14 protein-coding genes are annotated in these 16716 nt (G+C 52.2%); 10 read left to right on the forward strand and 4 right to left on the reverse strand.

The features are described from left to right. The first annotated feature begins 186 nt into the window (after positions 1-186). From pnp to cptA, 5 genes are all read left to right on the forward strand, one after another. A complete protein-coding gene (gene pnp / locus IG609_RS03075) occupies positions 187-2307 on the forward strand; it encodes a polyribonucleotide nucleotidyltransferase (protein WP_102118065.1) in 2121 nt (706 codons plus the stop codon). A gap of 140 nt (positions 2308-2447) precedes the next feature. Beyond that, on the forward strand, positions 2448-3332 hold the full coding sequence (gene nlpI, locus IG609_RS03080) for a lipoprotein NlpI (protein ID WP_193401093.1): 885 nt from the start codon (positions 2448-2450) through the stop codon (positions 3330-3332). Between the two features lie 111 nt (positions 3333-3443). Continuing rightward, a complete protein-coding gene (gene yrbN, locus IG609_RS20560) occupies positions 3444-3515 on the forward strand; it encodes a protein YrbN (RefSeq protein WP_223193433.1) in 72 nt (23 codons plus the stop codon). Then, the gene (locus IG609_RS03085; protein WP_193397416.1) at positions 3508-5415 is read left to right on the forward strand and encodes a DEAD/DEAH family ATP-dependent RNA helicase; all 1908 of its coding nucleotides are present in this window, start codon (positions 3508-3510) and stop codon (positions 5413-5415) included. Before yrbN ends, IG609_RS03085 begins: the two co-directional genes overlap by 8 nt. Positions 5416-5945: 530 nt before the next feature. Beyond that, positions 5946-7664: a phosphoethanolamine transferase CptA gene (gene cptA, locus IG609_RS03090; RefSeq protein ID WP_193397415.1), complete on the forward strand. Its 1719-nt coding sequence runs from the start codon at positions 5946-5948 to the stop codon at positions 7662-7664. Between the two features lie 66 nt (positions 7665-7730). Here cptA and IG609_RS03095 read toward each other — a convergent pair whose 3' ends face one another. The 3 genes from IG609_RS03095 to ubiU all read right to left on the reverse strand — a co-directional run bounded on the left by IG609_RS03095 (position 7731) and on the right by ubiU (position 10794). Then, positions 7731-8744: a luciferase-like monooxygenase gene (locus IG609_RS03095; RefSeq protein WP_193401095.1), complete on the reverse strand. Its 1014-nt coding sequence runs from the start codon at positions 8742-8744 to the stop codon at positions 7731-7733. 164 nt (positions 8745-8908) lie between these two features. Continuing rightward, positions 8909-9787, reverse strand: a complete 879-nt coding sequence (locus IG609_RS03100; RefSeq protein WP_193397413.1) for a U32 family peptidase — start codon at positions 9785-9787, stop codon at positions 8909-8911. An 11-nt stretch (positions 9788-9798) separates the two neighbouring features. Continuing rightward, positions 9799-10794 carry a ubiquinone anaerobic biosynthesis protein UbiU gene (gene ubiU, locus IG609_RS03105; protein WP_039470733.1) on the reverse strand — a complete coding sequence of 332 codons (996 nt, stop codon included), beginning with the start codon at positions 10792-10794 and terminating at the stop codon, positions 9799-9801. A gap of 356 nt (positions 10795-11150) precedes the next feature. On the opposite strand from ubiU, the gene ubiT reads away from it, so the two are divergent. After that, the gene (gene ubiT, locus IG609_RS03110) at positions 11151-11675 is read left to right on the forward strand and encodes a ubiquinone anaerobic biosynthesis accessory factor UbiT (protein WP_193397412.1); all 525 of its coding nucleotides are present in this window, start codon (positions 11151-11153) and stop codon (positions 11673-11675) included. Beyond that, entirely contained in the window at positions 11669-12211 is a 543-nt protein-coding gene (locus IG609_RS03115) for a GNAT family N-acetyltransferase (RefSeq protein ID WP_052902316.1), read from the forward strand. The genes ubiT and IG609_RS03115 overlap by 7 nt, the downstream gene beginning before the upstream one ends. A gap of 24 nt (positions 12212-12235) precedes the next feature. Here IG609_RS03115 and IG609_RS03120 read toward each other — a convergent pair whose 3' ends face one another. After that, positions 12236-12535 carry a GIY-YIG nuclease family protein gene (locus tag IG609_RS03120; protein WP_102118059.1) on the reverse strand — a complete coding sequence of 100 codons (300 nt, stop codon included), beginning with the start codon at positions 12533-12535 and terminating at the stop codon, positions 12236-12238. A gap of 532 nt (positions 12536-13067) precedes the next feature. Between IG609_RS03120 and deoC the strand changes: the two genes are divergently transcribed. From deoC to deoB, 3 genes are all read left to right on the forward strand, one after another. After that, positions 13068-13847 carry a deoxyribose-phosphate aldolase gene (gene deoC, locus IG609_RS03125; RefSeq protein WP_193401098.1) on the forward strand — a complete coding sequence of 260 codons (780 nt, stop codon included), beginning with the start codon at positions 13068-13070 and terminating at the stop codon, positions 13845-13847. Between the two features lie 190 nt (positions 13848-14037). Continuing rightward, entirely contained in the window at positions 14038-15366 is a 1329-nt protein-coding gene (gene deoA / locus IG609_RS03130) for a thymidine phosphorylase (RefSeq protein WP_193401100.1), read from the forward strand. 89 nt (positions 15367-15455) lie between these two features. After that, complete coding sequence (gene deoB, locus IG609_RS03135; RefSeq protein ID WP_039502140.1) at positions 15456-16679, forward strand: phosphopentomutase; 1224 nt, start codon at positions 15456-15458, stop codon at positions 16677-16679. The last annotated feature ends 37 nt before the right edge of the window (positions 16680-16716 follow it).

The raw sequence follows: 16716 nt of genomic DNA on the forward strand, positions 1-16716 counted from the left end.
AACAGAGTAGTGTATTGTTGTTAATATGATCTTTCATTACAGAGGTTCGCGCGGCTAATGAGAGGCTTTATCTGCATAAGCAAGATAAGGGTTGTCATTAGTCGTGAGAATGTAGTGCAAAGGTCGGGAGTTCACTGGCGCGTTTATCTAGAATACGTGTAGCGCGCCCCAGCTAAGGATATTATTTTGCTGAATCCGATCGTCCGTAAGTTCCAATATGGTCAGCATACCGTCACGTTAGAGACCGGTATGATGGCACGCCAGGCTACCGCCGCTGTGATGGTAAGCATGGATGACACCGCGGTATTCGTTACTGTTGTCGGCGCTAAAAGTGCTAAGCCGGGTCAAAGTTTCTTCCCGTTGACGGTTAACTATCAGGAGCGTACCTACGCTGCTGGACGTTTCCCTGGTGGTTTCTTCCGTCGTGAAGGCCGTCCAAGTGAAGGTGAAACGCTGACTTCTCGTCTGATTGACCGCCCGATTCGCCCTCTGTTCCCAGAAGGCTTCCTGAATGAAGTTCAGGTGATTGCGACCGTTGTTTCTGTTAACCCACAGGTTAGCCCTGACATCGTTGCCATGATTGGTGCCTCTGCGGCGCTGAGCCTGTCTGGTATTCCGTTCAACGGCCCTATCGGTGTCGCTCGCGTCGGTTACCTGAACGACCAGTATGTCCTGAATCCAACGATGGACGAACTGAAAGAAAGCCGTCTAGATCTGGTGGTTGCAGGTACAGAAGGCGCGGTTCTGATGGTGGAATCTGAAGCTGAGCTGCTGAGCGAAGATCAGATGCTGGGTGCTGTGGTTTTTGGTCACGAGCAACAGCAGATCGTTATCCAGAACATCAACGCTCTGGTTGCTGAAGCAGGCAAACCGAAGTGGGAGTGGCATGCGCCAGAAGTTAACGTTTCTTTAGAGCAGCGTGTACAGGCTTTGTCTGAAGCACGTCTGGGTGACGCTTACCGCATCACTGAAAAACAAGAGCGTTATGCACAAGTTGACGTCATCAAAGCGGATGTTGTTGCCGCTCTGCAAGCTGAAGACGAAACGTTGAATGCGGGCGATATCCAGGAAATTCTGGGTAACGTTGAGAAAAATGTCGTACGTAGCCGCGTGCTGGCTGGCGAACCGCGTATCGATGGCCGTGAAAAAGATATGATTCGTGGTCTTGATGTGCGTACTGGCGTACTGCCGCGTACCCACGGTTCTGCACTGTTCACCCGTGGTGAAACGCAGGCGTTGGTAACCGCTACGTTGGGGACTGAGCGTGATGCGCAGAATATCGACGAATTGACTGGTGAACGTACCGATCGCTTCCTGCTGCACTACAACTTCCCTCCGTACTCTGTTGGTGAAACGGGTATGGTCGGTTCTCCTAAGCGTCGTGAAATCGGTCACGGTCGTCTGGCTAAGCGTGGCGTGTTGGCCGTTATGCCTAAGGCGAACGAATTCCCGTACACCGTACGTGTCGTGTCTGAAATCACAGAATCCAATGGTTCTTCTTCTATGGCGTCTGTCTGCGGTGCTTCTTTGGCACTGATGGATGCAGGTGTGCCAATCAAATCAGCCGTTGCGGGTATCGCGATGGGGCTGGTGAAAGAAGGTGATAACTTTGTTGTTCTGTCGGACATTCTGGGTGACGAAGATCACCTGGGCGATATGGACTTCAAAGTTGCCGGTAGCCGTGAAGGTATCACTGCGCTGCAGATGGATATCAAGATCGAAGGGATTACCCGTGAGATCATGCAGGTTGCTTTGAATCAAGCCAAAGGTGCACGTTTACACATTCTGGGCGTGATGGAGCAGGCGATCAGCTCACCGCGTGGCGATATCTCTGAATTCGCACCGCGTATTCACACCATCAAGATCAGTACCGATAAGATTAAAGACGTGATCGGTAAAGGTGGTTCTGTGATTCGTGCGCTGACTGAAGAAACGGGCACGACCATTGAAATTGAAGACGATGGTACTGTTAAAATCGCTTCAACCGACGGCGAAAAAGCGAAACACGCAATTCGTCGTATTGAAGAGATTACTGCCGAAATCGAAGTCGGCCGTGTGTATCAGGGTAAAGTTACCCGCATCGTTGATTTTGGTGCTTTTGTCGCTATTGGCGGCGGCAAAGAAGGCCTGGTGCATATTTCTCAGATCGCCGACAAGCGCGTAGAGAAAGTGACTGATTACCTGCAAATGGGTCAGGAAGTGCCGGTCAAGGTTCTGGAAGTTGATCGCCAGGGCCGCGTGCGCTTAAGCATCAAAGAAGCAAATGCGCAAGCCCAGGAAGCGGCAGCCCCGTCTTCTGAGGAATAACGACTGTTAGAAAACGGTCTTATGGCACCTTGCCTGATTATTATGGCAAGGTGCTGCGTGTATCGTAAGGGAATGGATGTCCTTGCGTTGAGCGGTCCGGGACAGGATGTTCATCCAATGTTTGTCTTCGGGAGTGGGAAATGAAGCCTTTCTTGCGCTGGTGTTATGTTGCAACAGCACTCATGCTGGCAGGATGCAGCAACACTGATTGGCGTAAAGACGCAGTATTGGCGATTCCGTTACAGCCTACTTTACAGCAGGAAGTGATTCTGGCACGTATGGAACAAATCCTTGCAAGCCGAGCATTAACCGATGATGAGCGAGCACAGCTATTATATGAGCGCGGAGTGCTGTATGATAGTCTCGGGTTACGGGCATTGGCGCGGAATGATTTTTCACAAGCGCTGACGATCCGCCCTGATATTCCAGAAGTTTTTAACTATTTGGGTATCTATTTAACGCAGGCAGGCAACTTTGATGCTGCCTATGAAGCGTTTGATTCTGTACTAGAGCTTGATCCAACTTACAATTATGCGCGTTTAAACCGGGGCATCGCTTTGTTTTATGGCGGTCGCTACCTGTTAGCGCAGGATGATCTGCTGGCGTTTTATCGAGACGATCCGAATGATCCTTTCCGTTCGTTATGGCTGTATCTTGTGGAGCGAGAAATCAATCCAGAGACGGCCAAAATTGCGTTGAAGAAACGTTATGACGACGCCAAGAAAGGGCCTTGGGGATGGAATATTGTCGAATTCTATCTGGGCAGTATCAGTGAAAAAACACTGATGCAGCGTTTACAGGTAGAAGCTACGGATAACACTTCGCTCGCTGAGCATCTCAGTGAAACTGACTTCTATTTAGGTAAGCACTACCTAAGTCTGGGGGACAAGAACACCGCTTTGGCGCTGTTCAAGCTGACGGTTGCCAACAACGTCCATAACTTTGTTGAGCACCGCTATGCATTGTTGGAATTGGCGCTATTAGGCCAAGAGCAAGACGACCTATCAGGATCGGACCAGCAATAGCTGACGAACACTTAATCAGCCTGAAAAAACTTCGGTTATCACCTTCACGGGTGAGGGCTTTTTTGTTCGCTTTTTAATCCAATTTGAGCCGGTTCACACTTTTCAATGAAAATGACTGAAAATTTTCACGACGAGTTATGTAGACTGGCCGCCATGTTTAATGAGGCACGTGTACATGACTGATTTATTTACTTCTTTTTCCGATTTGGGGCTGTCTGCTCCTATTATTAACGCCCTGACTGATTTGGGCTATGAAAAACCATCGCCAATTCAGGCTGAATGTATTCCCCATCTGCTGAGCGGTCGCGATGTGCTGGGTATGGCACAGACTGGCAGTGGTAAAACTGCGGCTTTTGCTCTGCCATTACTCAATAATTTAAAGCCTGAGTTAAAAGCGCCTCAGATGTTGGTGTTGGCTCCAACCCGCGAACTGGCTGTCCAGGTTGCTGAAGCTTGTAATGATTTTGCCAAGCATATGCATGGCGTTAACGTCGTTGCCCTGTACGGTGGCCAGCGTTATGACGTCCAACTGCGCGCATTGCGTGGTGGAGCACAGATCGTTGTGGGTACGCCGGGCCGTCTGTTGGATCACCTGAAGCGTGGTACGCTGGATCTGTCCAACCTGAGTGGTTTGGTGCTGGATGAAGCTGATGAAATGCTGCGTATGGGCTTCATCGAAGATGTTGAAAACATCATGGCTCAGATCCCTGCTGAACATCAGACTGCGCTGTTCTCTGCGACCATGCCTGAAGCGATTCGCCGCATTACGCGCCGTTTCATGAAAGATCCACAAGAAGTTCGCATTCAATCAAGCGTGACTACGCGCCCAGACATCAGCCAGAGCTACTGGACGGTGCAGGGTATGCGTAAAAATGAAGCGCTGGTACGTTTCCTGGAAGCGGAAGATTTTGATGCGGCGATTATTTTCGTTCGTACCAAAAACGCGACGTTGGAAGTGGCCGAAGCCCTGGAGCGTAGCGGTTACAACAGTGCCGCGCTGAACGGTGACATGAATCAGGCGCTGCGTGAACAAACGCTGGAGCGTCTGAAAGATGGTCGTCTGGATATCCTGATCGCAACCGACGTTGCGGCGCGTGGTCTTGACGTTGAGCGTATCAGCTTGGTTGTCAACTACGATATCCCAATGGATTCCGAGTCTTACGTCCACCGTATTGGTCGTACGGGCCGTGCAGGTCGTGCGGGTCGTGCACTGCTGTTTGTTGAAAACCGTGAACGCCGCCTGCTGCGTAACGTTGAACGCACAATGAAGCTGACGATTCCTGAAGTGGAATTGCCAAATGCAGAATTGCTGGGTCAACGCCGTCTGGCTAAGTTTGCCGCTAAAGTACAGCAACAACTGGAAAGCAGCGATCTGGATATGTACCGTGCGCTGTTGACGAAATTGCAACCGCAGGAAGAGTTGGATGTTGAAACGCTGGCTGCTGCGCTGCTGAAAATGGCGCAAGGCGAACGTCCTCTGATTCTGCCGCCAGATCCGGCATTCCGTCCGCGTCGCGAATACCGCGATCGTGATGAGTCTCGTAGTGATTCACGTGGCGATCGTCGCCGTGAACCCCGCGATTCCCGTGAGCCCCGTGATGGTGACCGTCCACAGCGTCGTGAGCGTCGTGATGCGGGTGAAATGCAACTGTATCGTATCGAAGTGGGTCGTGATGACGGCGTTGAAGTTCGCCACATTGTTGGTGCTATCGCCAACGAAGGGGATATCAGCAGCCGCTACATCGGTAACATCAAGCTGTTCGCGTCTCACTCGACGATTGAACTGCCGAAAGGTATGCCGGGTGACCTGTTATCACACTTTACCCGCACGCGTATTCTGAACAAACCAATGAATATGCAATTGCTGGGTGATGCAGTTGCACAGCCAGAACGTCGCGGTGGTGGTCGTCCTGCGGGTGCGGGCGGCGAACGTCGTGATGGTGCAGCGCCACGTCGCTCTTTCGGCGGTGGTGAACGCCGTGAAGGTAACGCTAACGGCGGTGAGCGTCGCGAGCGTTCTTTCAACCGTGATGCCGCTGCACCGCGTGCTCCACGTCGTCGTCCTGCTGACGCGGGTCAATAAAACTAACATTGAGTAATAAGCGTATTGGCTTACCGTTTAGGGCGAGATTAAATACTTCGCTTCAAATAACGAAATAGTGTGTTACGCAACATTTATCTTTGTATATTATTATAATAAGCGGCCCATCATTATTGATGGGTCGCTTCTTTTTATGACTAACCAGCCTATATTAATTTTATATTAAGGAGGAATTCACTCCGAAGTGCACGTTAAGTCACTACTCTTAATACCTCGAACACTTTAGACGACTGCATGAACTCAATATACTTACGCGGCACTACAGTTCAGTTACTCTGATAGCTTTTTAACTCTTCTTCCGACACCGTTCTCAGGGTAAACTGCTTTAGCTGTCTATAGTTCATGTTACTCGCGCGTCTTCTGTAGAAAGAATGAGATAACCTATTGGTATCTTCACTCCCAGTCAGTCCAAACCGGGTGTTACATTTATTATCTGTATTCATTAGGTTCTAAACGGATAATACTGCTCTTTGGCGCTGCATAAAAAATAACAACGTTGTGTGGAATTAAACATGTCTGAACTCTTTGCTAAAGAACGTTTTAGTTGGCGCTCGCTTGGGTGGCTTTTGCTCTATTTTTGGTTTTTTTCCTGCGCATTACAGCTTGTCATTGTTCTGACTGGACATAGCGGCACCACGGGATTACGTGATTCGCTACTCTACAGTTTACTGTGGCTGATTCCTGTTTTTCTTTTCCCTACTCGGACCAGAATCATCAGCAGCGTATTGGGTATTCTGTTATGGGGTACATCCCTGATTGCACTTGGTTATTACTCGATTTATAAACAAGAGTTCTCACAAAGCGTGATGTTTGTAATGTTCGAGTCTAATAGCAAAGAAGCAGGTGAATATGTAAGTCAATATTTCAGTCTGAGAGTCTTGGCGATATTGTTTTTTTATACGGCGATCGTCTGGTTTCTGTGGCGAAAACTACGGCCAGTTTATTTACCGTTTAAATATAAAGTGACGGCTTGTTCATTAATTGTTGTGGTGTTGTTTGGTATTCCCCTTTATAAAAAAATGCACAATGAGGGGCACACGTTGGCAGAAGCCAGCGGCTATCTGGCAAGTCGTATGTCCACTACTGCCCCATGGCAGTACATTGCTGGTTATGTGGAGTACCGCCAGCAATTGGAAAGCATGACCAATATGCTCCAGCAGAATGCAGCGTTGCCACCTTTGGCAAACCTGAAAGATGCGAACGGTAATACGCCGCGCACACTGGTATTGGTAATCGGCGAATCAACCACCAGCAGCCGCATGAGCCTGTATGGTTATGGTCGACAGACCACGCCGCGACTGGATGCGCTGCGTAAAAGCGATTCCAATCTGGTGGTGTTTAACGATGTAGTGACCTCACGTCCGTACACCATTGAAATCTTGCAGCAGGCACTGACGTTTGCTGATGAGCAGAAACCGGATCTCTATCTGAGCAAGCCTTCGCTGATGAACATGATGAAACAGGCTGGATACAAAACGTTCTGGATTACCAATCAGCAGACGATGACCAAACGTAATACGCTCCTGACGGTGTTCTCCCAGCAAACAGACGAACAGTTTTATATGAATAATCAGCGCACTCAAAGCGCACGGCAATATGATGACGTGGTGTTTGCGCCGTTTGAAAAGGTGCTGACTGATCCCGCTGAGAAGAAATTTATTGTTGTGCACTTGTTAGGCACTCATATGAAATATAAATTTCGCTATCCGGAAGAGGCGACTCAATTTGTTGGGCGAGAAGGAATTCCTGACGGCGTTAACGACAGTGATGTCGAAGTCTATAACGACTACGATAATGCTGAGTTGTATAACGATTACGTTCTTGAAACGCTGATCCGAACCTTTGAAAAAACGCAGCCAAATGGCTTCCTGCTCTATTTCTCGGATCACGGTGAAGATGTTTACGAGACGCCGCCGCATAACGTGTTGGGACGAAATGAGACAGTACCGACGCGTACTATGTATACCGTGCCGTTTATTCTCTGGACTTCACCTCAGTGGCAGAAAGATCATCCGATCGATTATTCACCCTATGTTGATCGGAAATATAGCAATGCGCACCTGCTGCATACCTGGTCGACCTTGGCGGGGCTCAGCTACGATCTTCAGGAGCCAGAAAAAAGTCTGGTTAGCCCTGCATTTCGTGAATCAGAGCGTTGGATAGGTAACCCGTACAGCAAGAAAGGATTGAGTACCTTTGACAGCTTGCCTTACACCGCCGACGGCAAATAATCCCCAAGTAATAGCCAGGGTGGAGAGGATGCGCTTTCTCCACCGTATTCGGCCTAGCGGATTGTGTTAACCGATCACGTCCTGACGTATCTGCATAATCCGCTCGAAAGAGTCTTTTCGCGCCTGATGATCAAAGATTTGACCGTTGATCATCACTTCATCCGCCTGCGTTTCACGCAAAAGGCTCTGCAATCCATGACGGACTTTCGTGCTATCGCCAACAATTGACAGCCGCAGTGCTTGCTCCGCGCCAAACTGCTCTGCAGGTGATCCGACCGTATCGATGTTTTCTACCGGCGCGGGCAGTGGTCCCGGCGAGCCACGGCGCAGGTTGATGAACTGCTGCTGCATCGAGGTGAAGAGGAAACGCGCATCTCGATCGCTATCGGCTGCAACCACATTGACGCAAACCATCGCGTAGGGCTTGGCGTGGGTGGCAGAAGGGACAAAGTTTTCACGGTAGAGACGGAAGGCTTCCAGCAACATATCGGGCGCGAAATGGGCGGCGAAGGCAAAAGGTAAACCCAGCCTCGCGGCTAACTGTGCGCTATACAGGCTCGATCCCAATAGCCAGATCGGAACGTGTAAGCCTTGTCCTGGGACGGCCTGCACTCCCTGACCCGGCTGTGCATCGGCGAAATAGCGTTGCAGTTCCTGCACATCGCGTGGGAAATCTTCGATATCGGCATTAAGGTGACGGCGCAGCGCCATCATGGTGCGCTGATCGGTGCCGGGTGCACGGCCTAATCCTAAATCGATACGGCCGGGGTACAGCGATTCCAGCGTACCGAACTGCTCGGCGATGACGAGCGGTGAGTGGTTTGGTAGCATCACGCCGCCGGAACCGAGACGAATGCGCTGTGTTCCCGAAGCAAGATAGCCGAGAAGCACGGAAGTTGCCGCGCTGGCGATACCCGTCATGCTGTGGTGTTCCGCCAGCCAATAGCGATGATAGCCCCATTTTTCTGTGTGCTGCGCCAGATCCAGCGAGCGATGGAAGGCGTCACGCGCTGTCGCACCTTGCGGAATAGGGGCAAGATCGAGGACGGAAAACACGGTGGATTGAGAAGGTGTGGACATAATATGGCTCACTTTGTTGTTCACTGACTCCACCCATCACGGTGGATGCTAACGCTGTCAGTCAATGATGAAAGTCAGAGCAGTATGAGGGAATGTGTCTGTTATGCGTAATTCAAAAGGTGCGTTTGAGAAAAGGGCGGCTGACCGCCCTGATAGGAAATGCGTTACTGAACGAGTTCAAGGCCGGCGACGCGGCGCCAGTAGCCGTTGCAATCTGCCTGATTTTCCAGCGTTAATGGTGCATTGCCTTGTTCGTTAGCGCGGAATTTATCCAGCATCGCCGGGGTGCTGATATCGTTCGGGGACAGCCGGACGATATCGACCAGATTCTGCATTGACGTCAGTTCGTTGCCGAGGTTGTAACAATAGCCGCTTTGCGTCTGAATGCCGTTGAGGACAAAGACCTGCTGATTTTCCTGCGACAGCATTTTTCTGCCTTGTGGATAGCTGAGACAGCAGGTTTCGCATTCATCCTTCGGCCGATCTTCTGAGCGGGCGGTAAAGCAGCGGGCGGAATAGGCTAACGGTAAATGGCCGTAGCTGAGCACTTCCACTTCAAACTGATGGCGAAAGCCAAGCTCGTCACACTGATTCAATAAGTTTTGCAGCCAGTCTCGGGATAGCTCAACGGGCATGCACCAGCGCACCATGCCTTGTTTATGCAGGACTCGCAGGGTGTACGCGTTGTAGCAGTTGAGTGCGTGTCCGGCGACAAACGGCAGATTGCGTTCGGCGGCGATATTAACTGCGCCCAGATCGTTCGCTTCCAGTAAGAACTCGCCGTTCTCCACATAGCGTTTTAGCTCGGTAAGTTCAGACGGCGCTTGTAAGAGCGCGAGCGTAGAGATCACCACCTGTTTTCCGCTGTTGGCGACCTCGCGGGCAACGTTGAACCAGTCCGCCACCTTCATCAAACGGCGTTTGCTGCACACCGTTTCGCCGAGATAAATGATATCGGCGCTGCTGTTCACCGCGGCCCGATAAAACGCCTCAACATCCTCTTTCGGCCAATAGTAGAGGATATTCCCTAATGCGTATTTCATGTGTTCTCCTGCTACTGCCATTTACGGTGATAAGCGCCAAGCGTGGTCTGCGTGCCTTCTGCCACCGCACCTAACGCATCCATCCAGGCCTGAGTGGGAACGAATGTGTCAGGATTGGCACGGCAGCGATCGATAGCCTGTCGCCATACTTGCGTAATTTGGCTGACGTAGGCCGGGCTGCGCTGGCGGCCTTCTATCTTCACGGAAGCAATATTGGCAGCCATCAATTCAGGCAGCAGTTCCAGCGTGTTCAGGCTGGTTGGCTCTTCCAGCGCATGGTAGCGCTGCCCATCGACTACATAACGCCCTTTGCACAACGTGGGATAACCAGCGTTTTCATCGTCCTGATAGCGGTCGATCAGGATGTTGTTCAGGCGTGATTCCATGCCGTTTTCCGTCTGCTGCCAGCGTACAAATCGCGCTGGCGAGCAGGCACCCACGGTATTCGGTGATTCACCGGTCAGATAAGAAGAGAGATAGCAGCGGCCTTCCGCCATGATGCACAGGCTGCCGAAGGCGAACACTTCGAGCGGCACGGGGCTGGTACGGGCGATTTGCTTCACCTGATGGATGGACAGCACGCGCGGCAACACGATGCGTGAGACATCGAAATGGCGATGATAGAAACGGATCGCTTCGGTGTTTGTCGCGGAAGCCTGAACCGACACGTGACGCTCAATATGGGGATAGCGCTCGGCGGCATATTCCAGCATGGCGAGATCGGCGAGGATCAGCACGTCGGCCCCGATCTGCGCAGCCATATCCACAGCGCGTTGCCAGCGCTGATAACCGTCCGGGTGAGCAAACGTATTGATGGCGATGTGCAGCTTACGCCGGTGGCGGTGCACGTACTCGCGCGCTTCCTGTAGCTTCTTATCGGTAAAATTCAGCCCGGCAAAATGACGTGCGTTGGTGTCATCTTTCAGGCCGATATAGACCGCATCTGCGCCATTATCGATGGCAGCTTTCAGTGCTGGCAGGTTGCCAGCGGGGCAAAGCAGTTCCATACACAATCCTTCATTAATCCCTTCGGGGCCGTAGCTGCTCGGTACGATCAATGATGTTCAGACTGACGATCGCGTTTATGACGGGCATTCAGCCTCTCGCCCTTGCGGGTTGCCGTAAGCGATTTTTTATCAGTCGGTGAATGTTGTTAACGATTGGGAATCTTAATTAACCAAATCGGTAAGGACTTTGATTTAAGGCAGTTTATGGTGCTAATCGTCGCGCAAGGACAAAATCTGTTGGGCATAATCGAATAACCGACTAAATTATTGACATAGACCTCTGCCGCATGCGGTGGATGTGGCAAAATGCTTGCAGATTATCTGAACAGTCAGATTGCTTTAAGAGGAGTACGCCAGTGTTGGAAAAACTACGAGCGCAGATTGTGCGTCAGGGACCGAGCTTATTCGGTAAGCCACTCAAGTTCACTCCCTTTGCGCTACAGCGTCAGGTTTTGGAACAGATGTTGGGCTGGCAGTTCCGTCAGGCGCTGGAAGAGGGCGATCTGGCATTTCTCGAAAGCCGCTGGCTGAAAATTGAGGTGCGTGACGTTGGCTTGCAGTGGTTTATGACGCTACGCGACGGGCGTCTGGTCGTGAGCCATGCTGAGACGCCGGATGTCAGCTTCAGCGCAGACGCGAACGATCTGATTTTGATTGCCGCGCGTAAAGAAGATCCTGATACGCTCTTTTTCCAGCGTCGTCTGCGCATTGAGGGCGATACCGAGTTAGGGTTGTATGTGAAGAACCTGATGGATGCCATTGAGCTGGAAGCCATGCCTGCGCCGCTGCGCATTGGCCTGTTGCAACTGGCAAACTTTGTGGAAGCCGGCTTACAGGAGGGCGTAGTGCAACCAGTGAATCACGCGCCAGTATCATGCTAGTTCGGGTGGAAATTCCCGTTGATGCTGCAGGGATCGACAACTTATTGCGCCGTGCTTTTCCAACGGGCGCGGAAGCGGATCTGGTTCATCAACTGCGTGAAGATGGCTTATTGACGCTCGGCGTTGTGGCGACTGACGATGAAGGTGGCGTGGTGGGCTACGCGGCATTCAGCCCGGTGCTGATCGACGGTGAGGATCGCCAATGGGTGGCGCTTGCGCCGTTGGCGGTAGATGATAGCCTGCGCCGACAGGGCGTAGGGGAGAAGCTGGTCTACGAAGGGCTGGATGCACTGAATGAGTTTAGCTACACCGCTGTCGTCGTACTGGGTGAGCCAACGTACTATTCTCGTTTTGGCTTCGTTCCTGCCACAGAACATCAACTGCACTGCCGCTGGCCAGACAGTGAATCAGCTTTTCAGGTCTATCCGCTGGCAGATAATCATGTTGTCGGTGAGGGGCGTCCTGAGGACGAAAGCGGGTTTGAAAGTGCAAGTGGGCTAGTGGAATACGCTGAACCGTTTAACCGCTTTCTCTAACGTGATTCGTTAGCCGATAGCGCATCAATACAAATTGTTTGAAATACAAAGTGTCTTGGGCTGGTCTTGTACCAGCCTTTCTTTTTGATTTTTGCTCAACTGCTTAATGCGATATTCCAGTTTAAGTGCGTCTGAGCGATCGCCCACTAGACAGTGAAACACCAGCGTTAACTCGCCTTTTCCCCGCAGCGCCTTTGCCCCTTTTCCCGTTTGATGCTGATTCAGGCGGCGGCTGACATCCGTTGTGATACCCGTGTACAGTGCCCCAGCGACCGTGCGCAGTATGTACAGATACCAGTGAGAATCTTCGGCGTGTTCGGTCATGGTGTTGTCTGTGGTTTCTCGTAAGCCGTCGTGTTGTCAGTCAGTTTAGGACGCTTGTCCTGCTGCGTGAAGTGATAACTCGCTATTGTTTTGCCCCTCTTTTTCCCGATATAAATGGACGTCTGGCCGACAAGGCTGTCACGGTTAATTCATCGGATGAACCTTATCTGGAACAGTTTGTGTGATAAAAATCACATATAATCACCATTTATTGCATTTCTATTACATCAAATGTGAGTAAATGCACAAAGTAGTCCGACATAGCGTGTTCCAATGTCTAATAAATCGTTTTTTTGTCTAATAACTTTGTCTAATAAATAGGTTTCTTTCGATGTCATTCTTTCAGTGTTGAAATAATCACAGAATGAAGGGTAGAGGAAGGCTGATTGCGGTGAGAAGGATCTCGGTGCCGCTACAGGTTGTTTCGCCTGGGCGCTATCTTCAAGGAACCAAGTCCGCTCGCCAAACGTGCTGGTTTTGCACCAGTTAATGTTCAGGGCCGGTTAGACCGGCTGACGAGTTGGAGTGTTGTATGACCAAGCTGACCACGGCCGCGCAACGCGCGCTGGCGCTGATGGATTTAACCACGCTGAATGAGGATGATACGGATGAAAAAGTGACGGCACTCTGCCGTCAGGCAAACAGCCCGGCCGGAAAAACGGCTGCTATCTGTATCTATCCACGTTTTATCCCTCTGGCGAAAAAGATCCTGCGTGAGCAGGGTACGCCGGATATCCGCATCGCGACGGTGACCAACTTCCCTCATGGCAATGATGATGTGGCAATTGCGGTTGCAGAAACCAAAGCTGCAATCGCCTACGGCGCCGATGAAGTTGATGTCGTCTTCCCTTACCGCGCACTGATCGCAGGCAACGCGCAAATCGGTTTTGAGCTGGTTCAGGCATGTAAAGCGGTGTGTCAGGATGCCCACGTGCCGCTGAAGGTGATCATCGAGACGGGCGAGCTGAAACAGGAAGCGCTGATCCGTCAGGCGAGCGAAATTGCCATTGATGCGGGTGCTGATTTCATTAAAACCTCGACCGGTAAAGTGCCGGTGAACGCGACGCCAGAAAGTGCGGCGATCATGCTGAAGGCGATCCGCGATAAAGGTGTGGGCGAGCGTGTTGGCTTTAAAGCGGCCGGCGGCGTGCGTAACGCGGAAGATGCCGCCATCTACCTGCAACTGGCGGACGATATCATGGGCGCGGAATGGGCGACTGCACAGCATTTTCGCTTTGGCGCGTCCAGTCTGCTGGCGAGCCTGCTGACCACGCTGGGCCACGGAACCGCGGCTCCGCAGGGCGGCTACTAAGCACGCGCACAGGTGCACTATTTTATTTGTGATAGTTTATTTTTGACGACGTGATTCGTGACAACACTATTCGTGACAACATATTGTTTATAAAAGCATTTGTATTCATGACCGCGTTGGCTCACCACAGCAAATGTGCTCGCAGCGACAGGCTGCGGAACCACATCAGAATTCATCAGGAGTACAGACCTTGTTTCTGATTCAAGAAATTATTCGTAAGAAGCGTGACGGAAAAGCTCTGAGCGAAGAAGAGATCCGCTTCTTTATCAACGGTATTCGTGACAATACCGTCTCCGAAGGTCAGATTGCGGCGCTGGCGATGACCATCTATTTTCACGATATGTCGATGGACGAGCGTGTGGCGCTGACGTTGGCGATGCGTGACTCCGGTACGGTGCTGGACTGGAGGAGTCTGAACCTGAACGGCCCGCTGGTGGATAAACACTCTACCGGTGGTGTCGGGGATGTGACTTCGCTGATGCTGGGGCCGATGGTCGCCGCCTGCGGGGGCTATGTCCCGATGATCTCCGGACGTGGCTTAGGGCATACCGGCGGCACGTTGGATAAGCTCGAAGCGATTCCGGGACTGGATATTTTCCCGAACGATGAAAATTTTCGCCGCATCATCCAGCAGGTCGGCGTCGCGATCATTGGGCAGACCTCCTCGCTGGCTCCGGCGGATAAACGCTTTTATGCCACGCGTGACATTACCGCCACGGTCGATTCCATCCCGCTGATTACCGCGTCGATTCTGGCGAAGAAACTGGCTGAAGGGCTGGATGCGCTGGTGATGGACGTCAAAGTGGGGTCGGGGGCATTTATGCCGACCTATGAACTGTCCGAACAGTTGGCGCAGGCGATTGTCGGCGTAGCGAACAACGCGGGATGCCGCACCAGCGCATTGCTGACGGACATGAATCAGGTGCTGGCCTCGAGTGCGGGTAACGCGCTGGAAGTGCGGGAAGCCGTGCGTTTCCTGACGGGAGAGAGCCGCAATCCGCGCCTGTATGATGTTACTATGGCGCTATGTGGTGAGATGCTGCTGGCGGGCGGACTGGCAAGTTCAGCGGACGACGCACATTCACGTCTGCAAGCCGTGTTGGATAATGGCAAAGCTGCTGAAGTCTTTGGGCGCATGGTCGCCGCACAGCGTGGTCCGGGCGATTTTGTCGAACACTACGATCGTTACCTGCCGGTAGCGACATTAAGTAAGCCGGTGTTCGCGACGCGTGAAGGCATTGTGACCGCGATGGATACCCGCGCGTTGGGCATGGCAGTCGTCTCGCTGGGCGGCGGACGCCGTCAGGCCACGGATACGATCGATTACAGCGTCGGTCTGGATAGCATGATCAGTCTGGGTGAGCGTGTTGATGCGCAGCGCCCGCTGGCAGTGATCCACGCCAACACGGAAGCGCAGTGGCAGCAGGCGGCGAATGAAGTCCGTGCTGCGATCCAACTGGGCGACACCGCACCAGAAAAGACCCCGATGGTTTATCGTCGAGTGAGCGCAGAAGCGTGATCGCACAGGGCTGCTTAATGGTCGTCTTGAATTGATTTTCCCCTGCCTCTCGGCAGGGCGTTAGCGCATAGCTGCGCAGGAGAAAAAGAATGAAACGTGCATATATTATGGTGCTTGACTCGTTTGGGATCGGCAGCAGTGCTGATGCAGAACGTTTTGGCGATGTCGGTTCAGATACGCTGGGTCATATCGCTCAGGCGTGTGCCGCGGGGACGGCGGATAAAGGGCGCAGCGGCAAGCTGCATTTGCCTAACCTGAGCCGTCTGGGGCTGGGTAAAGCCGCCGAGGCCTCAACGGGAACGTTCCCGCCTGGGCTGGATGAAAACGCCGACATCATCGGTGCTTACGCGCACGCCAGCGAAATCTCCTCTGGCAAAGATACGCCGTCTGGTCACTGGGAAATTGCCGGTGTGCCTGTCCTGTTCGACTGGGGCTATTTTAAAGATGAAGAAAACAGTTTTCCGCAGGAACTGCTGGAAAAACTGGTGAAACGCGCCAATCTGCCGGGCTATCTGGGCAACTGTCACTCTTCCGGTACGGTGATTCTGGATCAACTGGCTGAAGAGCACATGAAAACCGGCAAGCCGATTTTCTACACCTCTGCGGATTCCGTGTTCCAGATTGCCTGCCACGAAGAAACGTTCGGTCTGGATAAGCTGTACGAACTGTGTGAGATTGCCCGCGAAGAGCTGACCGAAGGCGGCTACAACATCGGGCGCGTGATCGCACGTCCGTTTATCGGCGACAAACCCGGCAACTTCGAGCGTACCGGCAACCGTCACGATCTGGCTGTTGAACCGCCAGCGCCAACCATCCTGAAAAAAATGGTGGATGAAAAAGGCGGCGAAGTGGTTTCCGTCGGCAAGATTGCGGATATCTATGCGCAGGTCGGTATCACGAAGAAAGTGAAGGCTACCGGCATCGATGCGCTGTTTGACGCCACGCTGAAAGAGATGGATAGCGCGGGCGACAACACCATCGTGTTTACCAACTTTGTTGATTTCGATTCCGCCTACGGTCACCGCCGCGATATTCCGGGCTACGCCGCCGCGCTCGAGCTATTTGACCGCCGCCTGCCAGAAATGCTGTCCCGTGTGAAGGGTGACGACATCCTGATTCTGACGGCCGACCACGGCTGTGACCCGAGCTGGCACGGCACCGATCACACTCGTGAGAACGTCCCGGTGTTGATCTATGGGCCGAACGTGAAACCGGGATCATACGGCCACCGTGAAACCTTCGCCGATATCGGGCAGACGGTCGCGGCCTACTTTGGCCTGTCGCCTATGGACTACGGCAAATCGATACTGTAAAACACACCGTTTTTTACGTGAAACTTGATTAATTAAG

This window comes from Pectobacterium quasiaquaticum, assembly GCF_014946775.2.
Classification (GTDB): Bacteria; Pseudomonadota; Gammaproteobacteria; order Enterobacterales; family Enterobacteriaceae; genus Pectobacterium; species Pectobacterium aquaticum.

Bases quoted from the DNA above. Each gene is read 5' to 3' on its own strand.
- nlpI (WP_193401093.1), top strand. From the start codon at position 2,448: ATGAAGCCTTTCTTGCGCTGGTGTTATGTTGCAACAGCACTCATGCTG.
- IG609_RS03085 (WP_193397416.1), top strand. From the start codon at position 3,508: ATGACTGATTTATTTACTTCTTTTTCCGATTTGGGGCTGTCTGCTCCT.
- cptA (WP_193397415.1), top strand. From the start codon at position 5,946: ATGTCTGAACTCTTTGCTAAAGAACGTTTTAGTTGGCGCTCGCTTGGG.
- IG609_RS03095 (WP_193401095.1), bottom strand. From the start codon at position 8,744: ATGTCCACACCTTCTCAATCCACCGTGTTTTCCGTCCTCGATCTTGCC.
- IG609_RS03100 (WP_193397413.1), bottom strand. From the start codon at position 9,787: ATGAAATACGCATTAGGGAATATCCTCTACTATTGGCCGAAAGAGGAT.
- ubiU (WP_039470733.1), bottom strand. From the start codon at position 10,794: ATGGAACTGCTTTGCCCCGCTGGCAACCTGCCAGCACTGAAAGCTGCC.
- IG609_RS03115 (WP_052902316.1), top strand. From the start codon at position 11,669: ATGCTAGTTCGGGTGGAAATTCCCGTTGATGCTGCAGGGATCGACAAC.
- IG609_RS03120 (WP_102118059.1), bottom strand. From the start codon at position 12,535: ATGACCGAACACGCCGAAGATTCTCACTGGTATCTGTACATACTGCGC.
- deoC (WP_193401098.1), top strand. From the start codon at position 13,068: ATGACCAAGCTGACCACGGCCGCGCAACGCGCGCTGGCGCTGATGGAT.
- deoB (WP_039502140.1), top strand. From the start codon at position 15,456: ATGAAACGTGCATATATTATGGTGCTTGACTCGTTTGGGATCGGCAGC.